The sequence below is a fragment of the Pseudophaeobacter sp. 1A09344 genome (assembly GCF_041008745.1).
GTDB lineage: Bacteria > Pseudomonadota > Alphaproteobacteria > Rhodobacterales > Rhodobacteraceae > Phycobacter > Phycobacter gallaeciensis_A.
This window is the reverse complement of sequence record NZ_JAXGFS010000009.1, coordinates 79,066-101,071: the sequence shown is the minus strand read 5'-3', so window position 1 is coordinate 101,071 and position 22,006 is coordinate 79,066. Positions and strand designations below refer to the sequence as shown.

The 22,006-nt window shown below is 63.6% G+C and carries 20 protein-coding genes; 7 read left to right on the top strand and 13 right to left on the bottom strand.

Annotated elements, in window-relative coordinates; translation table 11 throughout:
- Positions 1-238 precede the first annotated feature (238 nt).
- From nadA to nadC, 3 genes are read left to right on the top strand one after another with little or no spacing between them, the layout of a single operon-like run.
- Positions 239-1,291, top strand: coding sequence for a quinolinate synthase NadA (gene nadA / locus SM765_RS15990; protein ID WP_274831584.1), 1,053 nt, complete (start codon positions 239-241; stop codon positions 1,289-1,291).
- A 3-nt stretch (positions 1,292-1,294) separates the two neighbouring features.
- Positions 1,295-2,884: an L-aspartate oxidase gene (locus SM765_RS15985; protein WP_274837963.1), complete on the top strand. Its 1,590-nt coding sequence runs from the start codon at positions 1,295-1,297 to the stop codon at positions 2,882-2,884.
- A complete protein-coding gene (nadC, locus tag SM765_RS15980) occupies positions 2,881-3,735 on the top strand; it encodes a carboxylating nicotinate-nucleotide diphosphorylase (RefSeq protein ID WP_274837962.1) in 855 nt (284 codons plus the stop codon). Before SM765_RS15985 ends, nadC begins: the two co-directional genes overlap by 4 nt.
- Before the next feature lie 8 nt (positions 3,736-3,743).
- Here the strand turns inward: nadC and SM765_RS15975 are convergent, their stop codons facing one another.
- From SM765_RS15975 to SM765_RS15940, 8 genes are all read right to left on the bottom strand, one after another.
- Positions 3,744-5,729, bottom strand: a complete 1,986-nt coding sequence (locus SM765_RS15975; RefSeq protein WP_274837961.1) for a CocE/NonD family hydrolase — start codon at positions 5,727-5,729, stop codon at positions 3,744-3,746.
- Positions 5,730-5,781: 52 nt separating this feature from the next.
- The gene (locus tag SM765_RS15970; protein ID WP_274837960.1) at positions 5,782-6,885 is read right to left on the bottom strand and encodes a CaiB/BaiF CoA transferase family protein; all 1,104 of its coding nucleotides are present in this window, start codon (positions 6,883-6,885) and stop codon (positions 5,782-5,784) included.
- Positions 6,886-6,987: 102 nt separating this feature from the next.
- Positions 6,988-7,989: an energy transducer TonB gene (locus SM765_RS15965; protein WP_274837959.1), complete on the bottom strand. Its 1,002-nt coding sequence runs from the start codon at positions 7,987-7,989 to the stop codon at positions 6,988-6,990.
- On the bottom strand, positions 7,986-8,375 hold the full coding sequence (locus SM765_RS15960; protein ID WP_274835393.1) for an ExbD/TolR family protein: 390 nt from the start codon (positions 8,373-8,375) through the stop codon (positions 7,986-7,988). The genes SM765_RS15965 and SM765_RS15960 overlap by 4 nt, the downstream gene beginning before the upstream one ends.
- Complete coding sequence (locus SM765_RS15955) at positions 8,375-8,758, bottom strand: ExbD/TolR family protein (protein ID WP_274831591.1); 384 nt, start codon at positions 8,756-8,758, stop codon at positions 8,375-8,377. The genes SM765_RS15960 and SM765_RS15955 overlap by 1 nt, the downstream gene beginning before the upstream one ends.
- Positions 8,748-9,398 carry a MotA/TolQ/ExbB proton channel family protein gene (locus SM765_RS15950; protein WP_274837958.1) on the bottom strand — a complete coding sequence of 217 codons (651 nt, stop codon included), beginning with the start codon at positions 9,396-9,398 and terminating at the stop codon, positions 8,748-8,750. The genes SM765_RS15955 and SM765_RS15950 overlap by 11 nt, the downstream gene beginning before the upstream one ends.
- Positions 9,395-9,823, bottom strand: a complete 429-nt coding sequence (locus SM765_RS15945) for a hypothetical protein (RefSeq protein WP_274829488.1) — start codon at positions 9,821-9,823, stop codon at positions 9,395-9,397. Before SM765_RS15945 ends, SM765_RS15950 begins: the two co-directional genes overlap by 4 nt.
- A 26-nt stretch (positions 9,824-9,849) precedes the next feature.
- Positions 9,850-11,880, bottom strand: coding sequence for a TonB-dependent receptor domain-containing protein (locus tag SM765_RS15940; RefSeq protein WP_274837957.1), 2,031 nt, complete (start codon positions 11,878-11,880; stop codon positions 9,850-9,852).
- A 244-nt stretch (positions 11,881-12,124) separates the two neighbouring features.
- On the opposite strand from SM765_RS15940, the gene SM765_RS15935 reads away from it, so the two are divergent.
- The 4 genes from SM765_RS15935 to SM765_RS15920 are packed head-to-tail and all read left to right on the top strand — an operon-like array spanning position 12,125 to position 15,968.
- The gene (locus SM765_RS15935; RefSeq protein WP_274837956.1) at positions 12,125-13,195 is read left to right on the top strand and encodes a hemin-degrading factor; all 1,071 of its coding nucleotides are present in this window, start codon (positions 12,125-12,127) and stop codon (positions 13,193-13,195) included.
- The gene (locus SM765_RS15930; protein WP_274837955.1) at positions 13,195-14,067 is read left to right on the top strand and encodes a heme/hemin ABC transporter substrate-binding protein; all 873 of its coding nucleotides are present in this window, start codon (positions 13,195-13,197) and stop codon (positions 14,065-14,067) included. The genes SM765_RS15935 and SM765_RS15930 overlap by 1 nt, the downstream gene beginning before the upstream one ends.
- A complete protein-coding gene (locus tag SM765_RS15925) occupies positions 14,064-15,167 on the top strand; it encodes a FecCD family ABC transporter permease (protein ID WP_274831596.1) in 1,104 nt (367 codons plus the stop codon). The genes SM765_RS15930 and SM765_RS15925 overlap by 4 nt, the downstream gene beginning before the upstream one ends.
- Before the next feature lie 12 nt (positions 15,168-15,179).
- Positions 15,180-15,968: a heme ABC transporter ATP-binding protein gene (locus tag SM765_RS15920; RefSeq protein WP_274831597.1), complete on the top strand. Its 789-nt coding sequence runs from the start codon at positions 15,180-15,182 to the stop codon at positions 15,966-15,968.
- Between the two features lie 24 nt (positions 15,969-15,992).
- Here SM765_RS15920 and urtE read toward each other — a convergent pair whose 3' ends face one another.
- From urtE to urtA, 5 genes are all read right to left on the bottom strand, one after another.
- Positions 15,993-16,688, bottom strand: a complete 696-nt coding sequence (gene urtE / locus SM765_RS15915) for an urea ABC transporter ATP-binding subunit UrtE (RefSeq protein WP_274837954.1) — start codon at positions 16,686-16,688, stop codon at positions 15,993-15,995.
- A 3-nt stretch (positions 16,689-16,691) separates the two neighbouring features.
- Entirely contained in the window at positions 16,692-17,432 is a 741-nt protein-coding gene (gene urtD / locus SM765_RS15910; protein ID WP_274829481.1) for an urea ABC transporter ATP-binding protein UrtD, read from the bottom strand.
- Positions 17,429-18,595: an urea ABC transporter permease subunit UrtC gene (gene urtC, locus SM765_RS15905; protein WP_274831598.1), complete on the bottom strand. Its 1,167-nt coding sequence runs from the start codon at positions 18,593-18,595 to the stop codon at positions 17,429-17,431. The genes urtD and urtC overlap by 4 nt, the downstream gene beginning before the upstream one ends.
- Before the next feature lie 3 nt (positions 18,596-18,598).
- Entirely contained in the window at positions 18,599-20,563 is a 1,965-nt protein-coding gene (gene urtB, locus SM765_RS15900) for an urea ABC transporter permease subunit UrtB (protein WP_274837953.1), read from the bottom strand.
- 126 nt (positions 20,564-20,689) lie between these two features.
- Entirely contained in the window at positions 20,690-21,970 is a 1,281-nt protein-coding gene (gene urtA / locus SM765_RS15895; RefSeq protein WP_065272255.1) for an urea ABC transporter substrate-binding protein, read from the bottom strand.
- Positions 21,971-22,006: the final 36 nt, after the last annotated feature.

Below are 22,006 nucleotides of genomic sequence, written 5' to 3'. Positions count from 1 at the left end.
AGAAAGATGCCCAACGCCCGCGCTTGATCCGGGGAACAGATCTTCTATCGCCGGGTTTACAAACCCGCGGAGCAAGAGATTCTTGGCCTTCCGGCCACCCCAACAGCAGCCCCGGCGCAGCAGCGACCAGCCTGCGGCCTTTTCGCACCATTACTTGCGCGCGGCATGTGAACGTGAAAGAAGACCGACCCAAAGTGCCCACCACAGTTCCGCAAGGGCGCGTTTTCGAGGAAATGCCATGTTCGATCTGCAAACCATGCGCGATCAACTCGCCAGCACCTATGATCTGGCGCCCAACCCCGATCTGGCCGAACAGATGTCAGATCTGTACCAGACCATGGACCGCGTGGTGAACCCGGTCGACTGGGCGCGCTATGCGCCCTATGTCGCGGCGATCAACACGCTGAAGAAAGAACGCGGCGCGGTCATTTTGGCCCACAACTACATGACGCCAGAGATCTATCACGGCGTTGCGGATTTCGTCGGCGACAGCCTGCAATTGGCGATCGAGGCTGCGCGGGTCGAGGCGGATGTGATCGTGCAATGCGGCGTGCATTTCATGGCCGAGACCTCCAAGATCCTTTCTCCTGAGAAAACCGTGCTGATGCCCGATATGGCGGCAGGCTGTTCGCTGGCCGAAAGCATCACCGCCGCGGGCGTGGAAGAGATGCGCCGCAAGTATCCCGGCGCGCCGGTTGTCACTTACGTGAACACCACCGCCGAGGTGAAAGCCGCCTCCGACATCTGCTGCACCTCCTCCAATGCAGCACAGATCGTCGCCGCGATGGACAGCGACACCGTCATCATGACGCCGGACAAATACCTGGCGCAGAACGTGGCCAACCAGGTGCCGCAGAAAAATATCGTCTGGTGGGACGGCTCCTGCATCGTTCACGAGCAATACACCGCCAAGGACCTGCGCGAATTCCGCGAGTGGAACCCCGGCACCCGGCTGATCGCCCACCCCGAATGCCCCCCCGATGTGGTGGCCGAGGCGGATTTCTCCGGCTCCACCAGCGGCATCATCAAATATGTGACGGACGAAAAACCGGAAAAGGCGATGCTGATCACCGAATGTTCGATGGCCTCGAACATCGCGGATGAGCTGCCCGAGGTGGATTTCGTCGGCCCCTGCAACATGTGCCCCTACATGAAGATGATCACGCTGGAGAAAATCCTGTGGTCGCTGCACACCATGTCCGAACCGGTCGAGGTTGACCCTCAGGTCGCGGACAAGGCGCGGCTTGCAGTGCAGCGGATGATCGATCTCAGCCAGAAACTGGGCATCTGACCGGTGACAGAGGCCAGCACCGGGCGCATTGACACCGGCCGCATCGTCATCGTCGGCGCCGGTCTGGGCGCGCTTTACGCGGCGCTGGAACTGGCGCCGCGGCCAGTGCTGATGATCTCTCCTGAAACGCTTGGTCAGGGCGCGAGTTCTGCCTGGGCGCAGGGCGGTGTCGCCGCCGCCATGGATCAAAGCGACAGCCCCGAAGCCCATGCCGCCGATACCCGGACCGCTGGCGCAGGCACTGTCGATCCAAAGGTGGCCGCCATGGTCACCCGCGTTGCGTGCGAACATATTCTGGACCTCACCGATCTTGGCACGCCCTTTGACCGCGACGCGGCGGGCAACTACGTGATGAGCCGCGAAGCTGCCCATTCCGCCGCCCGCGTGGTGCGCGTGAAGGGTGACCGGGCCGGGGCGCAGATCATGGAAACCCTGATCGCCGCCGTGCGCGCCGCCCCTTCGGTGCAAGTGCTGGAAAACACCCAGGCCGTCCGACTAGAGGTAGACGGCGATACCGTCACCGGCGTCTGGATCTCGCAGGCCGATGCGCCGTCGGATCCCGTGCTGATCACCTGCCCCGGCGTTCTTCTGGCCGGTGGCGGCTCGGGCGGGCTTTATGCCCATACCACCAACCCGCCCCGCATCCGCGGTCAGGTCATCGGCCTTGCCGCCCGCGCGGGCGTGCGTATCGCCGACCCTGAATTCGTGCAATTCCACCCCACCGCCTTTGATATCGGTGAAGACCCGGCACCCTTGGCGACCGAGGCCCTGCGCGGCGATGGCGCGGTGCTGATGAACAACAAGGGCGAACGCTTCATGCTGGCGGTCCACCCGGACGCCGAGCTGGCCCCGCGCGACATCGTGGCCCGCGCGATCTTTGCCGAAACCCAAGCCGGACGCCGCCCGGTGCTGGACACCCGGCAGGCCCTTGGCGCCGAGGTTGCAACCCGCTTTCCCACCGTCGCCGAAACCTGCGCCCGCGCCGGGATCGACCCTGTGACCCAGCCGATCCCCGTGGCCGTCGCCGCCCACTACCACATGGGCGGGGTGGACACCGACATGCAGGGGCGTGCCAGCCTTGGCCATTTGTGGGTCTGCGGCGAAGCTTCCTCGACCGGGCTGCACGGTGCCAACCGGCTGGCCTCCAATGGATTGCTGGAGGCACTGGTCTATGCCCGCACCGCCGCGGCCGATATGAAGGATCTGCCGCAAAAGGGCGATCTGTCGGAGGTCGCGATCAGCTTTGCCCCGGATGGTCACGAAACCGATCCCAGCGCCGTTCAGACCCTGCGCGAGACCATGACCGCCAATGTCGGCGTACGCCGCACCGAAGACGGCCTCAAGACGGCGCTTGTCACCATTGCCCGGCTGGAGGCAGAGAACGCGAAGGATGAACCCTTCGTCAACATGTGCGCCACCGCGACCCTGATCGCCGCCGCCGCCCTGATGCGCCGCGAAAGCCGGGGCGGGCATTACCGCGATGACTTCCCCGAGGCCGATCCCGCACAGGCCCATCGCACCCATATCACCCTGACCGAGGCCCTTGCCCTGCGCGACCGGATCGCGGGCGAGAGCGCAAAGGAGCCCACATGAGCACTGCCTTCGCCACCCTGCCCGACCTGATCCTGGAACCGATGGTGCGCGCCGCCCTGCACGAGGATCTGGGCCAGAACGGCGATATCACCACCCGCGCGGTGATCCCGGCGGATGTGACCTATTCCGCCCGACTGAACGCCCGGCAAGACGGCATCGTCTCCGGCATGCAGATCGCCCGCATCGCCTTTCATCTGGTGGATGCCGGTCTGAAGGTGGAAACCCTGCTGCCCGATGGCAGTGCCTGCAAGCCGGGCGACACGCTGATGACCATCGAAGGCTCAGCTGCCTCGATCCTGTCGGGGGAACGGGTGGCGCTGAATTTCGCGGGACGGCTAACTGGGATCGCAACACTGACCCATTGTTTCGTGCGCGAAACAACTGGAGCGGACACCCGCATAACCTGTACCCGCAAGACCACGCCGGGCCTGCGCATCGCGGAAAAGCAGGCGGTTTTGCACGGCGGTGGCTACAACCACCGCTTTGGCCTGTCGGATGCGATCCTGATCAAGGACAACCACATCGCTGCCGCCGGAGGCATTACTGCCGTGCTGGAGGCCGCAAAGGCCAGCGTCAGCCACATGATGAAGGTGGAGATCGAGGTCGACACGCTGTCCCAGCTCGAAGAGGTGCTGAAGACCGGCGGCGCGGATGTGGTCCTGCTCGACAACATGGACACGCCGACGCTGGCAGAGGCCGTCAGAATGGCGCGCGGCCATCTGGTGACCGAGGCATCCGGCAACATGAAGCTCGAGCGCATCGCCGAGGTCGCCGCCACCGGAGTTGATTACATCTCCTCCGGCGCGCTGACCCATTCGGCGCCGACGCTGGATCTGGGCCTCGACTTCTGAGGCTGCCGTTACAGGCAGCCGCGCGGTACGGTCTCGGACCATTCCTTGACCAGAACCGGCTCTGATGCACCGCCCTCATAGGCGTGGATGCGCCGCCAGAGGTAGAAATTCTGCGCATCGCAGGTCATCCTGTTTTCCGTGTCGATCGCCACCTGCCAGTCGCCGCGCGCAAAGGTAAAGCGCCAGTCGGATTTGAAGGTGGCCGTGGCCGGATCATCGGGGTGGATCGCGTAGTGCATCGTGACATGGCTGCCGACCTGCATTTCGTTATGGGGGTTCACCGCCTCGCCGTAGTCGTCAAAGGTATCCAGCACCAGCGTACCATCCGGAAGCACCTTGGTCTCTGACGTGCCCGAAGGCGCGCGCATCTGCCTGCCGCCCAGGGTCGGATAGGGCTGCGCGGGGCCGGGGGCCTCAGGCGGGATTTCCTCGCTCACCTTTCGCTCTGGCAGGATCAGGGCGCAGTCTTTCAGGTCCAGCATGATCTCTGCCGCCTCGGGCGCGGGCCAGACGATGGGCCAGTAAGAGGTCGAGAGCGCCAGCCGCAGCACATGACCGGGACGCAGCGCATGGGCGCATTCATTTAGAGGGAACTCTACCTCGTAGCGTTGCCCCGGCACCAAAGGCTCGGGCGCGTCATGGCCATTCAGATGCGTCAGGTTGAAAGGGCGGAAACTGATCCGCTGCGAGGATCCATCCGGCGCCACATCGCACAGGCGTCCAACGATCTGCGCCACCGGGCGATCGACGGTAAAGGCGATGCGGACACGAGGGCGGCCAAGGATCTGCATCTCATCTTCCAGCGGCGCGGTGTCGAAACAGGCCGACAGCGCATCATCCTCCGCCTGATCGCCGGGGAGTTCATTGTCGAACCGCATGCCCGGACAGAAATAGCCCCCCGCCTGACCGACGGTTGCAGGGTTTGAAACCCTGCACTCCCCACTGCCTGCAGTATCTATCAGGCTGCCTGTCGAAAGATAAACCACCCGTTCGCTGACATTGGGCGAGGGCCAGTTCTGCTCGGCCACCCAGCGGCCCTTGCGGGGCTTGTTTTCCTTGGTGGGGCCGAAATGCTCTTGCATGTAGACACGGTAGTCGGGCAGCGCCTCGGCGCCCGTTTCCTCGCCCTTCAGCCACTGATCGAACCAGCGCAAAACTTCGCCGTGGAAATCCGCCGGATCGAGTTTCGAGATATGCGCATAGCGATGCTCCCACGGCCCCATCAGCGCCTTCGTCGGTGCAGTCAGGTTGGCGGCCAGCATCGCAGGCGTGTTGATATAGGCATCCGCCCAGCCGGTGATCGCCAGCACCGGCGCGGTGATCGCCGACCAGTCCTCGCAGACCGAGCCGTGTTTCCAGAAGTCATCGCGGGACGGGTGGCGCAGCCAGTCGGCGGACATGAAGGGCAGCTTCTCGATCCGCTCCAGCCAGGCATCGCGCCAGTCGGGGCGCAGCTCGGGATCCAGGGGCCGCGTCATATAGGCGAACATCTGGCTGCCCCAATTGGCATTATCACTGAGCAGACATCCCCCCATGTAGTGGATGTCATCGGCATAGCGGTCTGCGGTGGACGCGACCGAGACAACCGCCTGCAATTCGGGCGGGCGGCGATAGGCCAGTTGCAAGCCGTTGAACCCACCCCAGGAGATGCCGATCATCCCGACCTTGCCGCTGCTCCAGGGTTGCGCCGCGATCCAGGCGAGGACCGCCTCACCGTCGCTCAGTTCCTGTTCGGAGTATTCGTCATCAAACAGCCCCTCGCTGTCACCGCTGCCCGCAATATCGACGCGGATGCAGGCGTAGCCTTCGCCAGCGAAAACCGTGTGGGTGGTTTCGTCCCGCGGCGCGGTGCCATCGCGTTTGCGATAGGGCAGGTATTCCAGGATCGCCGGAACCGGCCCCTCCCCTTCGGGCAGCCAGATCCGCGCCGCCAGACGACGCCCGTCAGCCATCGGAATCCAGGTGTTTTCAATCAGGGTAAAGGGCACGGGCATAGGGGGCATCCAATCTTAAAAAAGTTTGGCGCCACCCTGCCTTCGCGCGTCCTTATTTGGCAAGCTTTGGCGCGGATTTTTCCAGCGCCAATTCGGCATCCGAGAATTTCCATGGCCCCCGCACGCCCGGCACCCCTTCAGGCGCGATCTGCATACCACGATGCTGGATCTGCGGATCGTCAAAGGCCTGGCCGATGGTGTTGATCGGCCCGGCGGGAACCGTCGCCGCCTCCAGCGCCGCCAGAAGATCAGATTGGCTCCATTGCATCAGGGCCGCTTCCAGCAGCGCGGTCAGCTCCTGACGGTTCGCCACCCGCAGCTGATTGGTCAGGAACCGCGGATCGACCTTCAGATCCGGCAGCTTCAGCGCATCACACAGCCGCTGGAACTGGCCGTCGTTGCCCACCGCCAAAATGATATGGCCATCCTTCACCGCCATCACCTGATAGGGCGCGATATTGGGGTGATCATTGCCCAGCCGCGTCGGACTGGTGCCGGTGGCGAGATAGTTCATCGCCTGATTGGCCAGCATCGCCGTGGCACAATCCAGCAGTGACATATCCAGATGCTGCCCCCGCCCAGTGGTGTGGCGCTGCTCGACCGCCGCAAGGATGCCGATGGTGCCGTAAAGCCCGGTCACGATATCGGTGATGGCAACGCCGACCTTTTGCGGCTGCCCCTCGGGATCGCCAGTAATCGACATCAGCCCCGACATACCCTGCAAGAGGAAGTCATAGCCCGCGCGGGAGGCATAGGGGCCGTCTTGTCCGAAACCGGTGACCGAGCAATAGATCAGCCGCGGGTTCACCTGTTTCAGGCTGTCGTAATCCAGCCCGTATTTCTTCAGACCGCCAACCTTGAAGTTCTCGATCAGGATGTCGGCGTCCTTGATCAGATCGATGACTGTCTGGCGACCTTCCTCGGTGCGGAAATCCGCGGTGACACAATCCTTGCCGCGGTTGGCCGCATAGTAATAGGCCGCCGTCTTGTCCTCATCTCGCTCGATGAACGGAGGGCCCCAGTGGCGGGTATCATCGCCTGCCTCGCTTTCGACCTTGATCACCTCGGCGCCCAGATCCGCCAAAGACTGGCCAATCCAGGGGCCAGCCAGAATACGGGCGAGTTCAACCACTTTGAGGCCTGAAAGCGGGGTCATGGCGGCTCCTGTTCTTGTCGCTGTTGCGCCTGTGTAGCCCAGCCCTCCGGACGCAGCAATCGGCGCCGGGGTGTTTTGATCAAATCCCCCCGCGCCCCTTTGTCACTTGCCCTTGATCCGCACGGTAAAACTGGTGCGCGCACCGGCAGGCGGCGGAGGAAAGGGCGCCGCCCGGCGTACTTGTGCCAGCGCGATATCATCAAGCCGCGCGGAGCCAGAACTGCGGGCAATCGCGACCTGCGCCAACCCGCCACTGGGCGCGATCCGGAAGGCGACGACCGCCTCGCCCCGCACATTGGCGCGGCGCTTGGCCCGCTCGATCCGACGCAGGATCAGACCGGGATAGTTGCTCGCCGCCGCATTGCCCTGCTGTCGGGCCTTGCTGCCCGTCTGGCGCGATTGCCCGCCCGGCTGTTTCGCAGCACCCTCTGCGACACCGCGGGTCGCGTTGGCGTTGCTGTTGCCGCGCGGTTGCGCGCTTGGCGTTGTCGGCTCAGGAGGGGTGCGCACTGCCTCTGCCTTTGCCATCTGCGGAGGGCGCAGCGGGCGGGACCTTGGCTTCAGCGACTGTTCGACCGGAGGCGCCTGCTCCATAGGAGACTGTGGTGCCTCAGCCTGTTCAACCGGTTCCTGTTCAACAGCTTCCATAGGTTTTGCCGCCTGCTGCACCGCTGGCTGGGTGGGTGGCAGCGCAGTCGTCGGCGGTGTCGGTGTTACAGCCTTGAGCGGTATGGGATCGCTATGGACCTGCGGCGGCGTGACCTCGATGCCCGGTGTCTGCGCGGCGGTGACAACAGGGACAAAAACAGGCTCTAACATGGGGGGTTGCGCCTGTGGCTGCACCTGTGGCGTCTCCACCGGCTGGGCCGCCTCGGGCGTCTGTTGCGCGGCGCGGGGCTGCTCCGGCATCACGGCGGCGGGCTGCGGTGCCTCCACCCCCACGGCGAGATTGGCAAAGGCGCTGCCTTCGGCAGCCAGCGCGGTTTCACCGCCCGCCTGCTCCACCGGTGCGGTATCGGTGAACACCACCGCACCAGCATGGGCCACAGCGGCCATGGTCAGCGCCAGAAGCGCGGCGAGGCGGGACTGGGGCACCCGGCTCATTGCAGCGCCCGTTCCGACATCAGGATGACGCGCTTGGCGCCTGCCGCCCGCAGATCATTGCCGATGGACACCAGTTTCTTCGCCGGTAGGTCCCGGTCCGGCACCACCCGCAGCGCAGCGCGTTGTTCCTCGGGCAGCTCAGCAACAAAGGATGCCGCATCTGCTACCGGAGCGCCCCGATAGCTAAGCCGCCCGTCGGCGTGGATCACCAATGTATCCGGCGGCGCGCTGCCCTCCAGATCGGCGGTCTTGATCAGCGTCACATCGCGGTCCAGCGGCGGCGCCAGGGTGCCTGCGATCATGAAGAAGACCAGCATCAGAAAGACGATATTGATCAGCGCGATGGTCGGTTCGCGCTCGCTCTGGATTTGCCGCGTGATCCTCATCAACCCAGCACCACCGTCTGCAGTCCCTCGACCTGCCGCAGGGCGGTCAGAAGATCCACCAGCCGCTGCGCGCTGGCCGTATCATCGGGGCTGATCAGCACCAGATGGCCGCCGCCGTCCTGTGGCTGCAGCCGCACCAGATCGGCAATGCGGGCCAGATCCGCCTGTTGCCCGTTCAGCATCAGACGCTCGGCGCCAAGGGTCACAAACAGCTTCTGCCGGTCCTGGGTCTTGGCACCCTGCCCGGCCGCCATCAGCTCCACCTCGCCGTATTTGGAGAAGGTCGAAGTCAGCATGAAGAACAGCAGCAGCAGAAAGATCACATCGATGAGCGAGGTCATCGACAGCCGTCTGCGCCGTTGTCCCTGCAGCTTAACCGCCATGAGAGGCCTCAGCCTGTTCGGCGGGGCAGAACAGCACCCGCAGGGCACGGTTGGCAAAGACCCTTTCACGCTGCATCCGCGCCGTCAGCCAGCTCAGCACCAGCGAGGTCGGCATCGCCACGGCAAGCCCCGCCGCCGTGGTCAGAAGCGCCACCCAGATGCCACCGGCCAGCAGCGCCGGATCCACCGAAGAGCCTGCGTTCTGCAATTTCTGGAAGGCTTCGATCATGCCGATCACGGTGCCGAAGAGCCCCATCAGCGGCGCCAATTGCGACACCATATCAAGCGCCCCAAGCCCCCGTTCGAGCCGGGCAAAGCAATCCTCCGCCTCGGCATCGGCGCGGTCGGACAGGGCCGCATCCGCCGCAGTGCCCCGACCAGCCGCCAGCGCAAGGCGGAATACCGGCGCGAGATAGGATCGGCTGCTTTCCAGCTGCCGCAGGGCGCCGTCGCGATCGCCATGGTCCCAGGCGGTGACAGCGGCGGACAGATGGGCGTGGCGGCCCACCCGCGCAGTGCGGTATTGCCAGATTTTGTAGAGCACCAGCGCCGCTGTCAGCACCGACACGCAGAGCAGCAGCAAAACCACCGGCCCGCCCAGATCCAGAACCCCAAGCAGCGCATCGTGAAGCCACATCATCCCAGCAACTCCTGATCGGTGCGGCTGCTGAGCGTGATGCCCCTACTGCAGGCGGCCTCTGGCAGATCAGCCCCGCCGGTGCAGGTGGTGGCGCCGTTGATCAGCACCCGACTGATGCCGTCGCAGGCATAGGGAAACTGGAACTGGCGCACCCGCATCCGCCCCGCAGGCAGGTCCTGGAAATCCAGCAATGTCAGCCGCGCCACCTGTCCTTTTGCGTCGAACAGAACGGTTTCATAAACCGCCTGACCGATATCCTGCGCATGATCGTTCTGCGCCACAAAGGACAGCAGGCAAGCCTCGCCGATCTGCTCTGCCGCGCTCAGCTCGATCGACACGGCCGGGTCTGCGGCCCGTGCCGCGCCACCCAACCCCGCCAGCAAAACCGCTGCCGGGGCCACCCATTTCCTGTTTACGCATACCATTTGGAACCTCTTCAATGTCCGTTGGGTCAGAAGGTTTTCGCCAGGGTCAGCTTGATGTTGCGCCCCGGTGCGGTGCGCGTCGCCAGCGCGGGCGTGTAGACTCTGTCAAAGGCGTTTTCGATGCCAAGCCGCACCTCGGCGCCGCTCAGCGCGCCGTTCTGCACCCGGTAGGTGGCACGCAGGTTGCTGACGCCATAGCCCTTGATCAGGTCGCCGTTGTAATCGGTGAAGGATTTGCTGCCGACCAGTTCCCAGCTCAGATCCCAGGCCTCGCCGATCCGCTTGCCCAGGGTCAGGCGGGCGCTGTCGGCCGGAGTGTTGCGCCAGACGCCGCTGGCCCCGCCCGCCGAAACCGCGGTGTATTCGCCAACCGCCGCGTTGAAATCGGCGTAAAAACCGTTGTCCATACTATAGGTGGCTTCGATCTCGATGCCTTCGCTGTTCACTTCGCGGATCGGGTTGAAATTGCTGTCCACGTAGGACGTGATGTCCCAAAGCTTGCCTTTGAAAAGGTTTACCTTGGCCTGCAGGGCATCGCCCGCCGTGAACACGCCGCTTGAGGTATAGGAGGCGCCCAATTCAAAGGTATGGGACCGCTCCGGCTGTGTCATGTAGCGCGGCGAGCCAAGATCATCGATGATCGGCAGGTTCTCGGTATAGGCACCGCTGCCAAAGAGCGCCCAGCCAGAAGCGAATTCATAGCGCGCCGAAAGCCCGCCCATCAGCGCGGAGTTATCATAGGACGAGGATCCGTCGTGGGCCTCGATATCCTGGGTTTCAAACCGCATGGCCGGGGTAATGGTCCAGTGATCGCCGATACCGATGTCATCCACCGCGAACAAGGCCAGACGCCGGTCGGTGCCGCCGGGGGCCGAAGGTGCGTTCAGGCGCTCGCGCTGCATCACCTCAACCCCAAGCCGCAGATCGTGTGTCGCCATGCCGGTCACGAAATACATGCTGTTCTTCGCGGTCAGCTTGGTGATCTCGTAATCCTGATCCGCATCGGCCAGGGCAATGACGCTTGGCCCCGAAGAGGTGCCCTCCAGCGGGCTGGAACCGGGCACATAGGCGGTATCGATATGCTGTGTCGAGCGAGTCAGGTTAACGTCCAGATCGATCAGGTCATTGCCAACCGGGTTCCAGCGATAGCGCAGCCCGGCGACCTCGTTGCTGACCTTGCGGTCGACGTTGCCAAAGGAGCCGCCGGTGGTGCCAAAAGTATCGTAGGGGACGTCTTTTTCATCCGTTTCGGAATAGTTGTAGGAGGCGGTGATCGAGTGATCGCCATTGTCACCAAAGCTGTATTTCACCTTGCCCAGATAGGAGGGCATGCGACTTTCGGTATTGGGCACGACCTGCCCGTTTCCGTCCTTATAGGCATCGACATCGCGCAGGGTGTAATTGAACAGCACTTCCAGCCGTTCGGTAGGTTGCCAGGCCAGAATGGAGGACGTCACGAAGCCCTTTGCATTGCTCGAGGCGCCGATGGTCTGGCGAAACCGTAGACCGATCTCACCGCCGGTGAAATCCGCCGCATCCTTTGTATCAAGCTGTACCACGCCGCCGATAATGCCCGAGCCGTATTCGAAACTGCCGATGGTGCCCCGGATCACCGACACGCGTTTGTAGAGCTCGGGATCGGTGAACAGCTGCGTGCCGATCCGGTAAAGCTCCTCTGACCCGGTAGAGGCGCCGTCGATCATGATCTGCACCTTCTGGTCGGTGCCATAGCTGCTGGTGGCGCCAAAGCCGCGGATATTCAGGCCCGATCCCTGCGGACGGCTGCCATTCACCAGCGTCACACCAGGCACCGAATCGATCAGCTCAGCCACGGATCCGGCCTGCCGGTCATCCAGCTCTTCCTGTGTGATTACCGTCTGCGGCGTCGCGGTTGCGGTCTGCACCTCGCGCTTGCCCTGCCCCAGTTCAACAGTGCCGAGAAACCCCTCGCCCTGCAGGTCTAGCGGCAGATCCTGCGCCTGCGCGCCCGCGTTCATTGTCAGCCCCAGCACTGACACCGTCCCCAACAGCCGCATAGACATACGCTGTTTGCCCATCACATTTTCCTTCGCATCTATTCGTATTCGAACCGAAGGCTTGCGTGGGGGCTGGCACGGTATTTCAGGATTGATCTTTGGCGAAATTCAAAATTCCGCTTGAGCCTGTTAGTAAAGATGATAAAAACAGTCAACATAAATTCCGACCCGCTGATCCCTCAGCCGCCAGCGTGATCTGCCCCGACCGGCAGCCACAGCCAGCCCTTTCCAAACGATATGCAGACCGCCTCCGAAAGGGCCCGACATGACCACTCCGACTCCCCTCACCGCGGAGCAGATCCGCGCCGAACGTGCCGACCACGCGCAGCTGCGTGACCGCGATTTTGCCGACAAGTTCAACATCACCGAGGCGCAGCTGATCGCCGCCTTCAGCGGCGCGGGCGTGACCCGTATCGCGGCCAACCCCGATGATGTCTTTCCCCGGCTGGAAGAGCTGGGCGAGGTCATGGCGCTGACCCGCAACGATTCCTGCGTGATCGAAAAGGTCGGGCGTTACAGCCACTATCAGGGTGGCGTTCACGCCTCCCTGGTGCTGACCGAGGAAATCGACCTGCGCCTGTTCCCGCGCCATTTCGTCACTGCCTTTGCGGTGGAACGTGAAGGCAAAAACGGCACCGCCCGCTCGCTGCAGTTCTTTGATGCCGCCGGTGACGCGGTGCACAAGATCCACTTGCGCGAAGCCTCCGACCTGGCGGCCTGGGACCGGATCGTCGCCGATCTGGCGCTGCCGGAACAATCCGACACGCTGGAAGTCGCGCCCCGTACCCCGCCCGAGGGTGCCAAATCCGACCCGGACAAGGTCGATGTCCTGCGCGCCGAATGGGCCAAGATGACCGACACCCACCAGTTCCTGCGCCTGTGCTCGAAACTGAAGATGAACCGTCTGGGTGCCTATCGCATCGCCGGGGAGCCTCTGGCCCGTAAGCTGCCGACAGACACCGTCACCCCGATGCTGGAGGCCGTGCGCGAGCAGGAGATTGAAGTGATGATCTTTGTCGGCAACCGCGGCTGCATCGAAATCCACGGCGGCCCGGTCCGGAATCTGCGCGAAATGGGGCCCTGGCAGAACATCCTCGACCCCGGTTTCGACCTGCACCTGCGCCTTGATCACGTGGCCGAGGTCTGGGCCGTCAACAAGCCGACCAAACGGGGCGATGCGGTGTCTTATGAGGCCTTTGACGCCGATGGCACCATCCTGTTCCAGGTCTTTGGCCGCCGCACCGACGACAACGACAGCCGCCCGGCCTGGGACGCAATTGTTGCCGCGCTTCCCTCGCTGGAGGCTGAAACCCGGGCCGAGCCGGAGACCGTGTGATGTCTCTGCTCTCCCGTCTTTCCAAAGGCGCTGGCCTGTTCCTGCTCGGCACTCTTGCCGGGCAGATGGCCCTTGCCGCCCCGGCAGAGCGCGTTGTCAGCGTCGGCGGATCGGTCACCGAAATCGTCTATGCCCTGGGTGAAGGCCATCGTCTGGTGGCCCGCGACAGCACCTCCATCTACCCGGCAGAGGCCGAGGCGCTACCCAATATCGGTTATGCCCGTGCCCTGTCGCCGGAAGGTGTCCTGTCGGTATCGCCCGATCTGATCATCGCCAGCGCCGGGGCCGGTCCGGTGGAAACGCTGGATGTGCTGAAACAGGCCGATATCGCCTATGCCGAGGTGCCCGAGGTCTACTCTCCTGCTGGCGTGATCGCGAAGATCGAAACCGTGGCCGCCGCCCTTGGCGCCGAGGACAAGGCCAAGGCCCTGCTGGGTGACATTGCCCCCGATCTGGAGGCGGCCCATGCAGAGGCGCAGGCGCGCGCAGGCGATGCGCCGGTGCGGGTGCTGTTCATACTGTCCACGCAAGGCGGGCGGATCATGGCCGGAGGTCGCAACACCGCCGCCGATGGCATCATCCGCCTGTCGGGCGGCATCAACGCCATCGACGCTTTCGAGGGCTACAAACCGATGACGGATGAAGCGGTTTCCGCCACCGCCCCGGATGTGATTCTGGCAATGGACCGGGGCGGCGACCACGGCGTCGCGATGGAGCAGCTGGCCAGCCTGCCTGCGCTGATCCCCACACCAGCGGCACAGAACGGACGGCTGGTGCGCATGGACGGGCAGTCCTTGCTGGGATTTGGCCCGCGCACCGCTGACACAATCCGGACCCTGTCAGAAGCCTTTTACGAAGGTCACGCGGAATGAGCCTGGCAGCAGAGGCGACAACCCAGAACCGAGGTCAGGCTCAGGGTCGGTCCACCGGGGCGCCGGTGGACCGTCGCCATCAGGCCCGGCGGCTGACGCTGGCGCTCGCGGCTCTGCTGCTGATCACTTCGGTGAGCTCTCTGACCTTTGGCGCAGCGGGCACTTCCGTCTGGTCGGCCCTTGGCGATCTGATGGCAGGACGTGAATTGTCACAACTGGACCGGATCATCCTGTTCGACATCCGCCTGCCGCGCCTTTGCCTTGGCATCCTCGTGGGGGCTGCGCTGGCGGTCTCCGGCGCGGTGATGCAGGGGCTGTTCCGCAACCCTTTGGCCGACCCCGGTATCGTCGGCGTCAGCGCCGGAGCGGGTCTGGCCGCGATCACCGCCATCGTGCTGGGCAGCCTGCTGCCAGCCGCCTTGCGCGACACATTGGGCAACGGCCTCGTTCCGGTCGCGGCCTTCTTTGGCGGCTGGGGATCGACACTGATCCTGTATCGCACCGCAACGCGCGGCGGGCAGACCTCGGTTGCAACCATGCTGCTGGCCGGTATCGCCCTTGGCGCGCTGGCCGGGGCGCTGTCGGGCATTCTTGTCTACATGGCCGATGACAACCAACTGCGTGATCTGACCTTCTGGGGCATGGGGTCGCTCGCGGGCGCCACCTGGACCAAGGTTCTCGCCGCCCTGCCAGTGATCGCACTGGCCCTGTGTGCCGCGCCCTTCCTTGCGCGCGGTCTCAACGGGCTGGCGCTGGGAGAGGCCGCCGCTGGTCACATCGGCATCCCTGTGCAGCGGGTGAAGAATATCGCGATCATGGCTGTCGCCGGCGCCACCGGCGCTGCTGTGGCGGTCTCGGGTGGTATCGGCTTCATCGGCATCGTGGTGCCGCATCTGTTGCGCCTTGCCACCGGGCCGGATCACCATCCGCTTTTGCCCAATGCCGCCCTTCTGGGGGCCACGCTTCTATTGGCCGCCGACATGATCGCGCGGGTGATCATCGCCCCCGCAGAGCTGCCCATCGGGATCGTCACCGCCGTCCTTGGCGCGCCGGTCTTCCTGTGGATCCTTTTGAAACGTCGCGCGGGTTTGGGACTTTGATTGGACAGAGACATGCAAGCCTTTGACATCACCGTAAAGCTGGGAAGCCGCACCATCCTGCACGGGGTGGATTTTGCCGCTGAACCGGGACGCGTCACCGCCATCGTCGGCCCCAATGGCTCAGGTAAGACCACGCTCTTGCGCGCCATGACCGGCGAGATCGCGCATACGGGCCGGGTGCTGCTGAACGGTCAGGACACCGCAACGCTGAAACCCTGGGAACTGGCCGCGATCCGCGCGGTGCAGCCGCAAAGCACCAGCATCGCCTTTCCCTTTACCGTGCTGGAGATCGTGCGGCTGGGGCTCAGCGCCGGTCTGTCGGCGGGCGAAACCGACCTGCCGATGCAGGCGCTGGAGGCGGTGGATCTCGGCGGTTTTGCCGGGCGGTTCTATCAGGACCTGTCGGGGGGCGAGCAGCAGCGCGTGCAACTGGCCCGGGTTCTGACGCAGGTCTGGCAGCCAGTGGTCGATGGCACCCCGCGCTGGCTGATCCTGGATGAACCGGTGGCGAGCCTTGATATCGGCCATCAGTTCACGGTGATGGATCTGGCGCGGCGCTATGCGGCGGCGGGCGGCGGCGTGGTTGCGGTGATGCATGATCTGAACCTCACCGCCATGTTCGCCGATCACGTGGTGCTGATGCAGGCGGGCCGCATCGCTGCAACAGGCACCCCGGCAGAAGTTCTGACGGATCAGACCCTCGCCGAGGTGTACGGTTGCCCGGTGCCGGTCAATACCACCCCACCCGGCGGCATGCCCTTCCTGCTGCCACAGGCACGAAAGGCGCCGGTTTTTGCCTGAAAGCAAGGCCCTGCCAAAATCAGGTCAGACCGAAACCCCCTCCAGCAGGGCGTCACGCTCGACCGCGCCCTTGCGGCCCTCCAGCACCACCTCGCCCCGGCGCAGGACCACGAAGCGGTCGGCCAGATCATAGGCGAAATCGAAGAACTGCTCGACCAGGATGATCGCCATGTCACCCTGCCCGCGCAGCAGTTTGATGACCTCGCCGATCTGCTTGATGATATTGGGCTGGATACCCTCGGTCGGCTCGTCCAGCACCAGAAGCTTGGGCTTGGTGATCAAGGCGCGGGCAATGGCCAGCTGCTGTTGCTGCCCGCCGGACAGGTCGCCGCCGCGACGGGCGAGGAAATCCTTCAGGATCGGGAACAGCTCGTAAATGTGGTCCGGGATGAAATGCTCTTCCTTCGGCAGGCAGGCAAATCCCGTCTCCAAATTCTCCTTCACCGTCAGAAGCGGGAAGATATCGCGCCCCTGCGGTACATAGGCGATGCCCGCACGCGCCAGCTGATGCGCGGGCACCACGCCGATCTCCTGCCCGTCAAACGTCATGCTGCCACCCGATCGCGGGTGGGTGCCGGTCACCGCCTTCATCAGGCTGGTCTTGCCAACGCCATTGCAGCCCATCACGCAGGTGACCTCGCCCAGATCGGCCTGCATGGAAATGCCGTTCAGGATCCGGCTGCGGCCATAGTGGAGGGTGATATCTTTCAGATCCAGCATCGCTCAGCGCCCCAGATAAACATCGATAACTTCGGGATCGGAGGTCACGTGATCCAATCCCCCTTCTGCCAGCACCGCGCCCTCGTGGAGCACCGTGACCTTGCAATTGAGGCGCCGCACGAACTCCATATCGTGTTCGACGACAACCACGGCGCGAGTCTTGGCCGCCTCCACCAGCAGATCAGTGGTATGTTCGCGTTCCTCCGGCGTCATGCCCGCCGCCGGTTCATCCACCAAGAGAAGCCGCGGCTCCTGCGCCAGAAGCATGCCGATCTCAAGCCACTGTTTCTGCCCATGGGACAGCTCTCCGGCGATCCGGTCCAGCTGGTCCGCAAGGCCAACCTCTGCCGCGAGTTCCTCGACCCGCGCAGTGTCGGCGTCTGAGGCGCGAAACAGCAGCACCGCGATCACCCAGCGGTCCTTTTTCAGGGCCATCATCAGGTTGTCGCGCACCGACTGGTCCTCAAACACCGTGGGTTTCTGGAACTTGCGCCCAATCCCCTGCCGCGCGATCTGCGCCTCATCCATGTCCAGAAGGGACAGGGATTTTTCACCCCAGATTACCCGGCCTTCGTCCGGGCGTGTCTTGCCGGTGACGATATCCATGAATGTGGTCTTGCCCGCGCCATTGGGACCGATCACCGCGCGCAGCTCGGCCTCGGCGATCTGGAACGACAGGTTGTTGATCGCCTTGAACCCGTCAAAGCTGACGGAGACGCCGGAGACTTCGAGAAGCGTGCTCATGTCCGGTCCTTTCGCTGCAAGAGGTCAAAGAGGCCGCCGATGCCCTTGGGCGCGAACAGCGTCACCAAGACAAAGGAGAGGCCGAGGATCACCTGCCACCAGTCGACCCATTTGATGGTGTAGAACCCCAGCGGGATGTCAGGCGCCTGCCCGCCGGTGAACCATGTGGAGACCAGCGAAACAAAGGCCGCACCGATCACCGCGCCATAAAGCCGCCCGCGCCCGCCGATGGCGACCCAGACCGCCAGATAGATCGAGGCAACGGGGGCCATTTCCGCCGGGTTGATGATGCCCGCCTGCGGATAATATAGCGCGCCCGCGATGGCGGCGATGCAGGCAGTAAGGGTGAACACCGCCAGTTTGAAGGTCTCAACCGGGTAGCCGAGGAAACGCACGCGGGCCTCGTTGTCACGGATGCCGCGAATGACCGATCCGAACTTGCCGGACACCACCCAGGCCGCCAGCATATAGCCAAGACCCAAGGTAAGCGCCGAGGCCCAGAAGAACCACATCGAGACCTCTGCCTGCGGTGCCTCGACACCCGGCAAGTTTTGGAGGCCCGACAGACCGTTGTTGCCGCGCAGGCCGGAATCGTTCTGAAAGAGGTAAAGCGCCAAGGCCAGCGTCATGGCCTGCGTCAGGATCGAGAGATACACACCCGTGACCCGGCTGCGGAAGGCGAGCCAGCCAAAGATGGCCGCCAGAATGCCCGGCACCAGCACCACCAGCATCAGTTGCAGCACCAGACTGTCGGCAAACATCCAGACCACGGGGAATTCGCTGCTGCCCACCACGCCGAAGATCTGGCTGCCGATGCCATCGACCACCTCGGCCTCGGTCGGGGGGATGTCGCCCTGCGCCAATGCCTCGGTGACGATCAGGCGGGTACGCTCATACATCAGCCACATGCCGATCATGTAGCCGCCCAGCCCGAAAAAGGCGAAATGGCCCAGCGACAGGATGCCCGTGTAACCCCAGATCAAGTCCATCGCGATGGCAATCAGGCAGAGGCACAGCGTCTTGCCCAGCGTTTTCACAAAACTTGTGGGGATCAGCCCGGCCCCCGGCCCCTCGGCAAACACGGTCACCAAGAGGGTGAACAGCGCGAGGATAGACAGGAAGACCAGAACGGATGGGTTCTTTGCAATGAATGACTGTCGCATGGGTCAATCCCCCGCCGCGCGGCCCTTGAGGGCGATGATCCCTCGTGGGCGGAACTGAATGAAGATGATGATGAAGATGATCATGTAGGTCTGCGCCGCCAGCGTGTTCGACGGGTTCAGCCACTCGATCCCCTTTTGCAGGGAGCCGATCATCGCCGCCCCGGCCAGGGTGCCGAAGATATTGCCGACACCGCCCACGACCACGGTCATGAAGCTTTGCACGATGTAATCCTGACCAAGTTCCGAGGTGACCTTGGCAAAGAGACCGATGGCAACGCCCGCGATCCCGGCAATGCCCGATCCCAGACCAAAGGTCAGCATGTTCACCCGTCCCGGATTGATCCCCATCGAGGACGCCATGCGCGGGTTCTGCGTCACCGCGCGGGTCTCAAGCCCCAGCCGCGTGCGCCGCATGATGAAGAGGAACAGCGCAAGGAAAATCAGCGCCAGCACGAAGATCGCGATACGGATATAACTGATCGAAACCACGTCGTTGATCATCCATGCCCCATCCAGCCAGCCCGGCGCCGTCAAGGGGCGGGCCTGCGTGCCAAAAATGTTCTTGGCAAGCTGTTGCAAGGCGATGGAGATCCCGAAGGTCGCCAGCAGGGTTTCAAGCGGGCGGTTGTAGAGATGCCGGATCACCAGCCGCTCCATCGCGACACCGGCGGCAAATGTCACCGCAAAAGCCAGCGGGATGGCGACAAGGATCGAAACCGTATGATTGGGAATGATCTGCTGCACCACATAGCCGGTGTAGGCGCCCATCATGATGAACTCGCCATGGGCCATGTTGATGACCCCCATCAGGCCAAATGTGATGGCAAGGCCGATCGCCGCAAGGAAATAGATCGAGGCGAGCGAGATCGCATCAAGCCCCAGATCCACCGCCTGATTGAGCGCAACCTTGGTGCCGATCGTCTCCAGCGCCTGTTCGGCGGCATCGGTCACGGCGGCAGAGGGCTCGGCGTAGGTTTCAAAGAACACATAATGGCTGAGGGCGATGGTAATCGCCTCTTCGCCCACGAAAGGGTCCACCTTCCCGTCCGAGGCGAGGCTGTCGTATACCTTTTGCCGGATCATCTCGTTTGAAAGCTGCGCCAGCGGCACGCCCGCGACGCGTCCACCCTCGATATGCTCGGCGAGGGTCTGGCGCAGGGCATCGGCAGTGGTGCGCGCGGGCACGTGGCCAGCGGCAACCAGCATGTCATAGGCGTCGTTGCGAGATATGCCATCTTCGCCGGGCGTCAGGGTGCGGGCGATATTGCGGTCCTCGGGCAGCCCCTCGGCAACCTCCACAGTAACCGCCACCAGCGGATTGAGGGCGGCGCGCACATCGACACTGAGATCGTTCGAGACACCTTTGATCGCGTCGATCCGCTCTGCCTCATCGGCACCATAGGCGATGGTCAAAAGCCGCTCCAGCCGGGTCTTGCGGGCCTTCAGCGCCGGATCCTCCTCCCCCGGGATCGAGGCGCGCAGCGGCGCCAGCAGATCGGCGCCGGGGGCGCGTTCGATGGCCAGCAGCCCCTCGGCGCGGGTGGCAGGGTCAGGGTCGCTCAGCTGGAACTGCACCAGCGCGGTGGCGATCAGCGCCCGCACGCCACTGTTGGGTTTCAGCTGTTTCAATTCTTTCTTGGGATATTCTCCGGCAAGAGTGCCGTCATCCGGGCTGCTGAGGGCATAGGTCCGTTTGGCGACTTCCTCGCCCACGAAGAACAAACCGTCCTCTTTGCGTTGCCAGATGTCCTTGTTCTGCCAGGCCTCCAGGAACCCGCGGGCCTGCGGCAGGCCACTGTCGGCGATCGCGGCGATCACCGGTCCGATGGAGGTGCGGGAACTTTTCTCGATCAGCGCCCGGTTTTCCTGCAGCAGCTGCTGCAGCGGCCCGTCCCCCGCCGGGGTCTGGGCAAGGGCGATCTGACACGCGCAGAACAGCGCGAGGCACGCAAGGAATAGTCGTTTCATATCGTTGAGATCCGCTCTGAAAGATCCGCCTTGCGTGACCCACATGGGCAGGCCGCGCGGCGCGTCTGCCGCGGCGGGAACCCAACAAGGGCCCCCGCCGCGACTCTGTCTTCAAGGGTAAGAAGATCAGTAGTTCGAAAGCGTCTGAACGCAGGTCTCGGTTTCGGTGTTGTACATACCGCAGCCCAGATCCTTCCAGTCGGACTTCAGAACCGCCGATTCCGGCAGGAAGTCGGTCCATGCATCGCCCGGCACCGGATCGGTGGCGGAGATGATGTCGAACTGGCCGTCCTCCTGGATTTCACCGATCAGCACCGGCTTGGCCAGGTGGTGGTTCGGCAGCATCACGGCGGTGCCGCCGGTCAGGTTCGGGAATTCCTGCCCGTACATGGCGGCGCGCACGGCATCGACATCAGCGCTGCCTGCTTCGGTCACGGCGTTCGCCCACATGTTAAAGCCGATATAATGCGCTTCCATCGGGTCATTGGTGACGCGCTCTTCGCCCATCAGCTCTTTCCACTTGGCGACGAAGGCTTCGTTGGCTTCGGTGTCCGCCGACTGGAAGTAGTTCCAGGCCGCAAGGTGGCCGACCAGGTTCGAGGTATCCAGACCCGAGAGTTCTTCCTCACCCACCGAGAAGGCCACGACCGGGATGTCATCGGCGGAAATGCCTGCCGCTGCCAGTTCCTTGTAGAAGCCGATGTTGGCGTCGCCGTTGATGGTGGAGATCACACCGACCTTCTTGCCGTCGGCACCCAGCGCCACCACGTCGGCGACGATCTTGGACCAGTCGGAATGACCAAAGGGCGTGTAGTTCACGAAGATATCGCTGTCGGCGATGCCTTTGCCCTTGAGATAGCTTTCAAGGATGTTGTTGGTCGTGCGCGGGTAGACATAGTCGGTGCCCAGCAGCGCGAATTTCTCGACGCCCAGTTCCTCAAGGAAATAATCCGTGGCCGGGATCGCCTGCTGGTTCGGCGCAGCGCCGGTGTAAAAGACGTTCTTGGAGCTTTCCTCGCCCTCGTACTGGACGGGGTAGAACAGCAGGCCGTTCAGCTCTTCGATGACGGGCAGGACGGATTTACGGCTGACGGAGGTCCAGTTGCCGAAGATCACGTCCACATCATGCACGGTCAGCAGCTCGCGCGCCTTTTCGGCAAACAGCGGCCAGTCGGAAGCGGGGTCAACAACGACCGCTTCCAGCTCGCAGCCCAGAAGTCCGCCTTTTTCGTTTTGATCGGCCACCAGCATCAGCATGGTGTCCTTCAGCGTGGTTTCGGAAATCGCCATGGTGCCGGACAGCGAGTGCAGAACGCCCACCTTGATGGTGCAATCCTCGGCAAGACCGGCGCTTGCGCTCAGGCCCAGTGCCAGCACGCTGGCCGCAGTTTTATTCAAGAAACTCATACTTCCCTCCAGACAGGGTCACGCCCGTGCCATCTC

What these genes read in the sequence shown, in the direction of transcription:
- SM765_RS15970 (WP_274837960.1), bottom strand. Translation starts at nt 6,885, where the DNA reads ATGACCCCGCTTTCAGGCCTCAAAGTGGTTGAACTCGCCCGTATTCTG.
- nadA (WP_274831584.1), top strand. Translation starts at nt 239, where the DNA reads ATGTTCGATCTGCAAACCATGCGCGATCAACTCGCCAGCACCTATGAT.
- SM765_RS15935 (WP_274837956.1), top strand. Translation starts at nt 12,125, where the DNA reads ATGACCACTCCGACTCCCCTCACCGCGGAGCAGATCCGCGCCGAACGT.
- SM765_RS15965 (WP_274837959.1), bottom strand. Translation starts at nt 7,989, where the DNA reads ATGAGCCGGGTGCCCCAGTCCCGCCTCGCCGCGCTTCTGGCGCTGACC.
- urtC (WP_274831598.1), bottom strand. Translation starts at nt 18,595, where the DNA reads ATGCGACAGTCATTCATTGCAAAGAACCCATCCGTTCTGGTCTTCCTG.
- SM765_RS15960 (WP_274835393.1), bottom strand. Translation starts at nt 8,375, where the DNA reads ATGAGGATCACGCGGCAAATCCAGAGCGAGCGCGAACCGACCATCGCG.
- nadC (WP_274837962.1), top strand. Translation starts at nt 2,881, where the DNA reads ATGAGCACTGCCTTCGCCACCCTGCCCGACCTGATCCTGGAACCGATG.
- SM765_RS15940 (WP_274837957.1), bottom strand. Translation starts at nt 11,880, where the DNA reads ATGGGCAAACAGCGTATGTCTATGCGGCTGTTGGGGACGGTGTCAGTG.
- urtA (WP_065272255.1), bottom strand. Translation starts at nt 21,970, where the DNA reads ATGAGTTTCTTGAATAAAACTGCGGCCAGCGTGCTGGCACTGGGCCTG.
- SM765_RS15975 (WP_274837961.1), bottom strand. Translation starts at nt 5,729, where the DNA reads ATGCCCGTGCCCTTTACCCTGATTGAAAACACCTGGATTCCGATGGCT.
- SM765_RS15945 (WP_274829488.1), bottom strand. Translation starts at nt 9,823, where the DNA reads ATGGTATGCGTAAACAGGAAATGGGTGGCCCCGGCAGCGGTTTTGCTG.
- SM765_RS15920 (WP_274831597.1), top strand. Translation starts at nt 15,180, where the DNA reads ATGCAAGCCTTTGACATCACCGTAAAGCTGGGAAGCCGCACCATCCTG.
- SM765_RS15955 (WP_274831591.1), bottom strand. Translation starts at nt 8,758, where the DNA reads ATGGCGGTTAAGCTGCAGGGACAACGGCGCAGACGGCTGTCGATGACC.
- urtD (WP_274829481.1), bottom strand. Translation starts at nt 17,432, where the DNA reads ATGAGCACGCTTCTCGAAGTCTCCGGCGTCTCCGTCAGCTTTGACGGG.
- SM765_RS15930 (WP_274837955.1), top strand. Translation starts at nt 13,195, where the DNA reads ATGTCTCTGCTCTCCCGTCTTTCCAAAGGCGCTGGCCTGTTCCTGCTC.
- urtE (WP_274837954.1), bottom strand. Translation starts at nt 16,688, where the DNA reads ATGCTGGATCTGAAAGATATCACCCTCCACTATGGCCGCAGCCGGATC.
- SM765_RS15950 (WP_274837958.1), bottom strand. Translation starts at nt 9,398, where the DNA reads ATGATGTGGCTTCACGATGCGCTGCTTGGGGTTCTGGATCTGGGCGGG.
- urtB (WP_274837953.1), bottom strand. Translation starts at nt 20,563, where the DNA reads ATGAAACGACTATTCCTTGCGTGCCTCGCGCTGTTCTGCGCGTGTCAG.
- SM765_RS15925 (WP_274831596.1), top strand. Translation starts at nt 14,064, where the DNA reads ATGAGCCTGGCAGCAGAGGCGACAACCCAGAACCGAGGTCAGGCTCAG.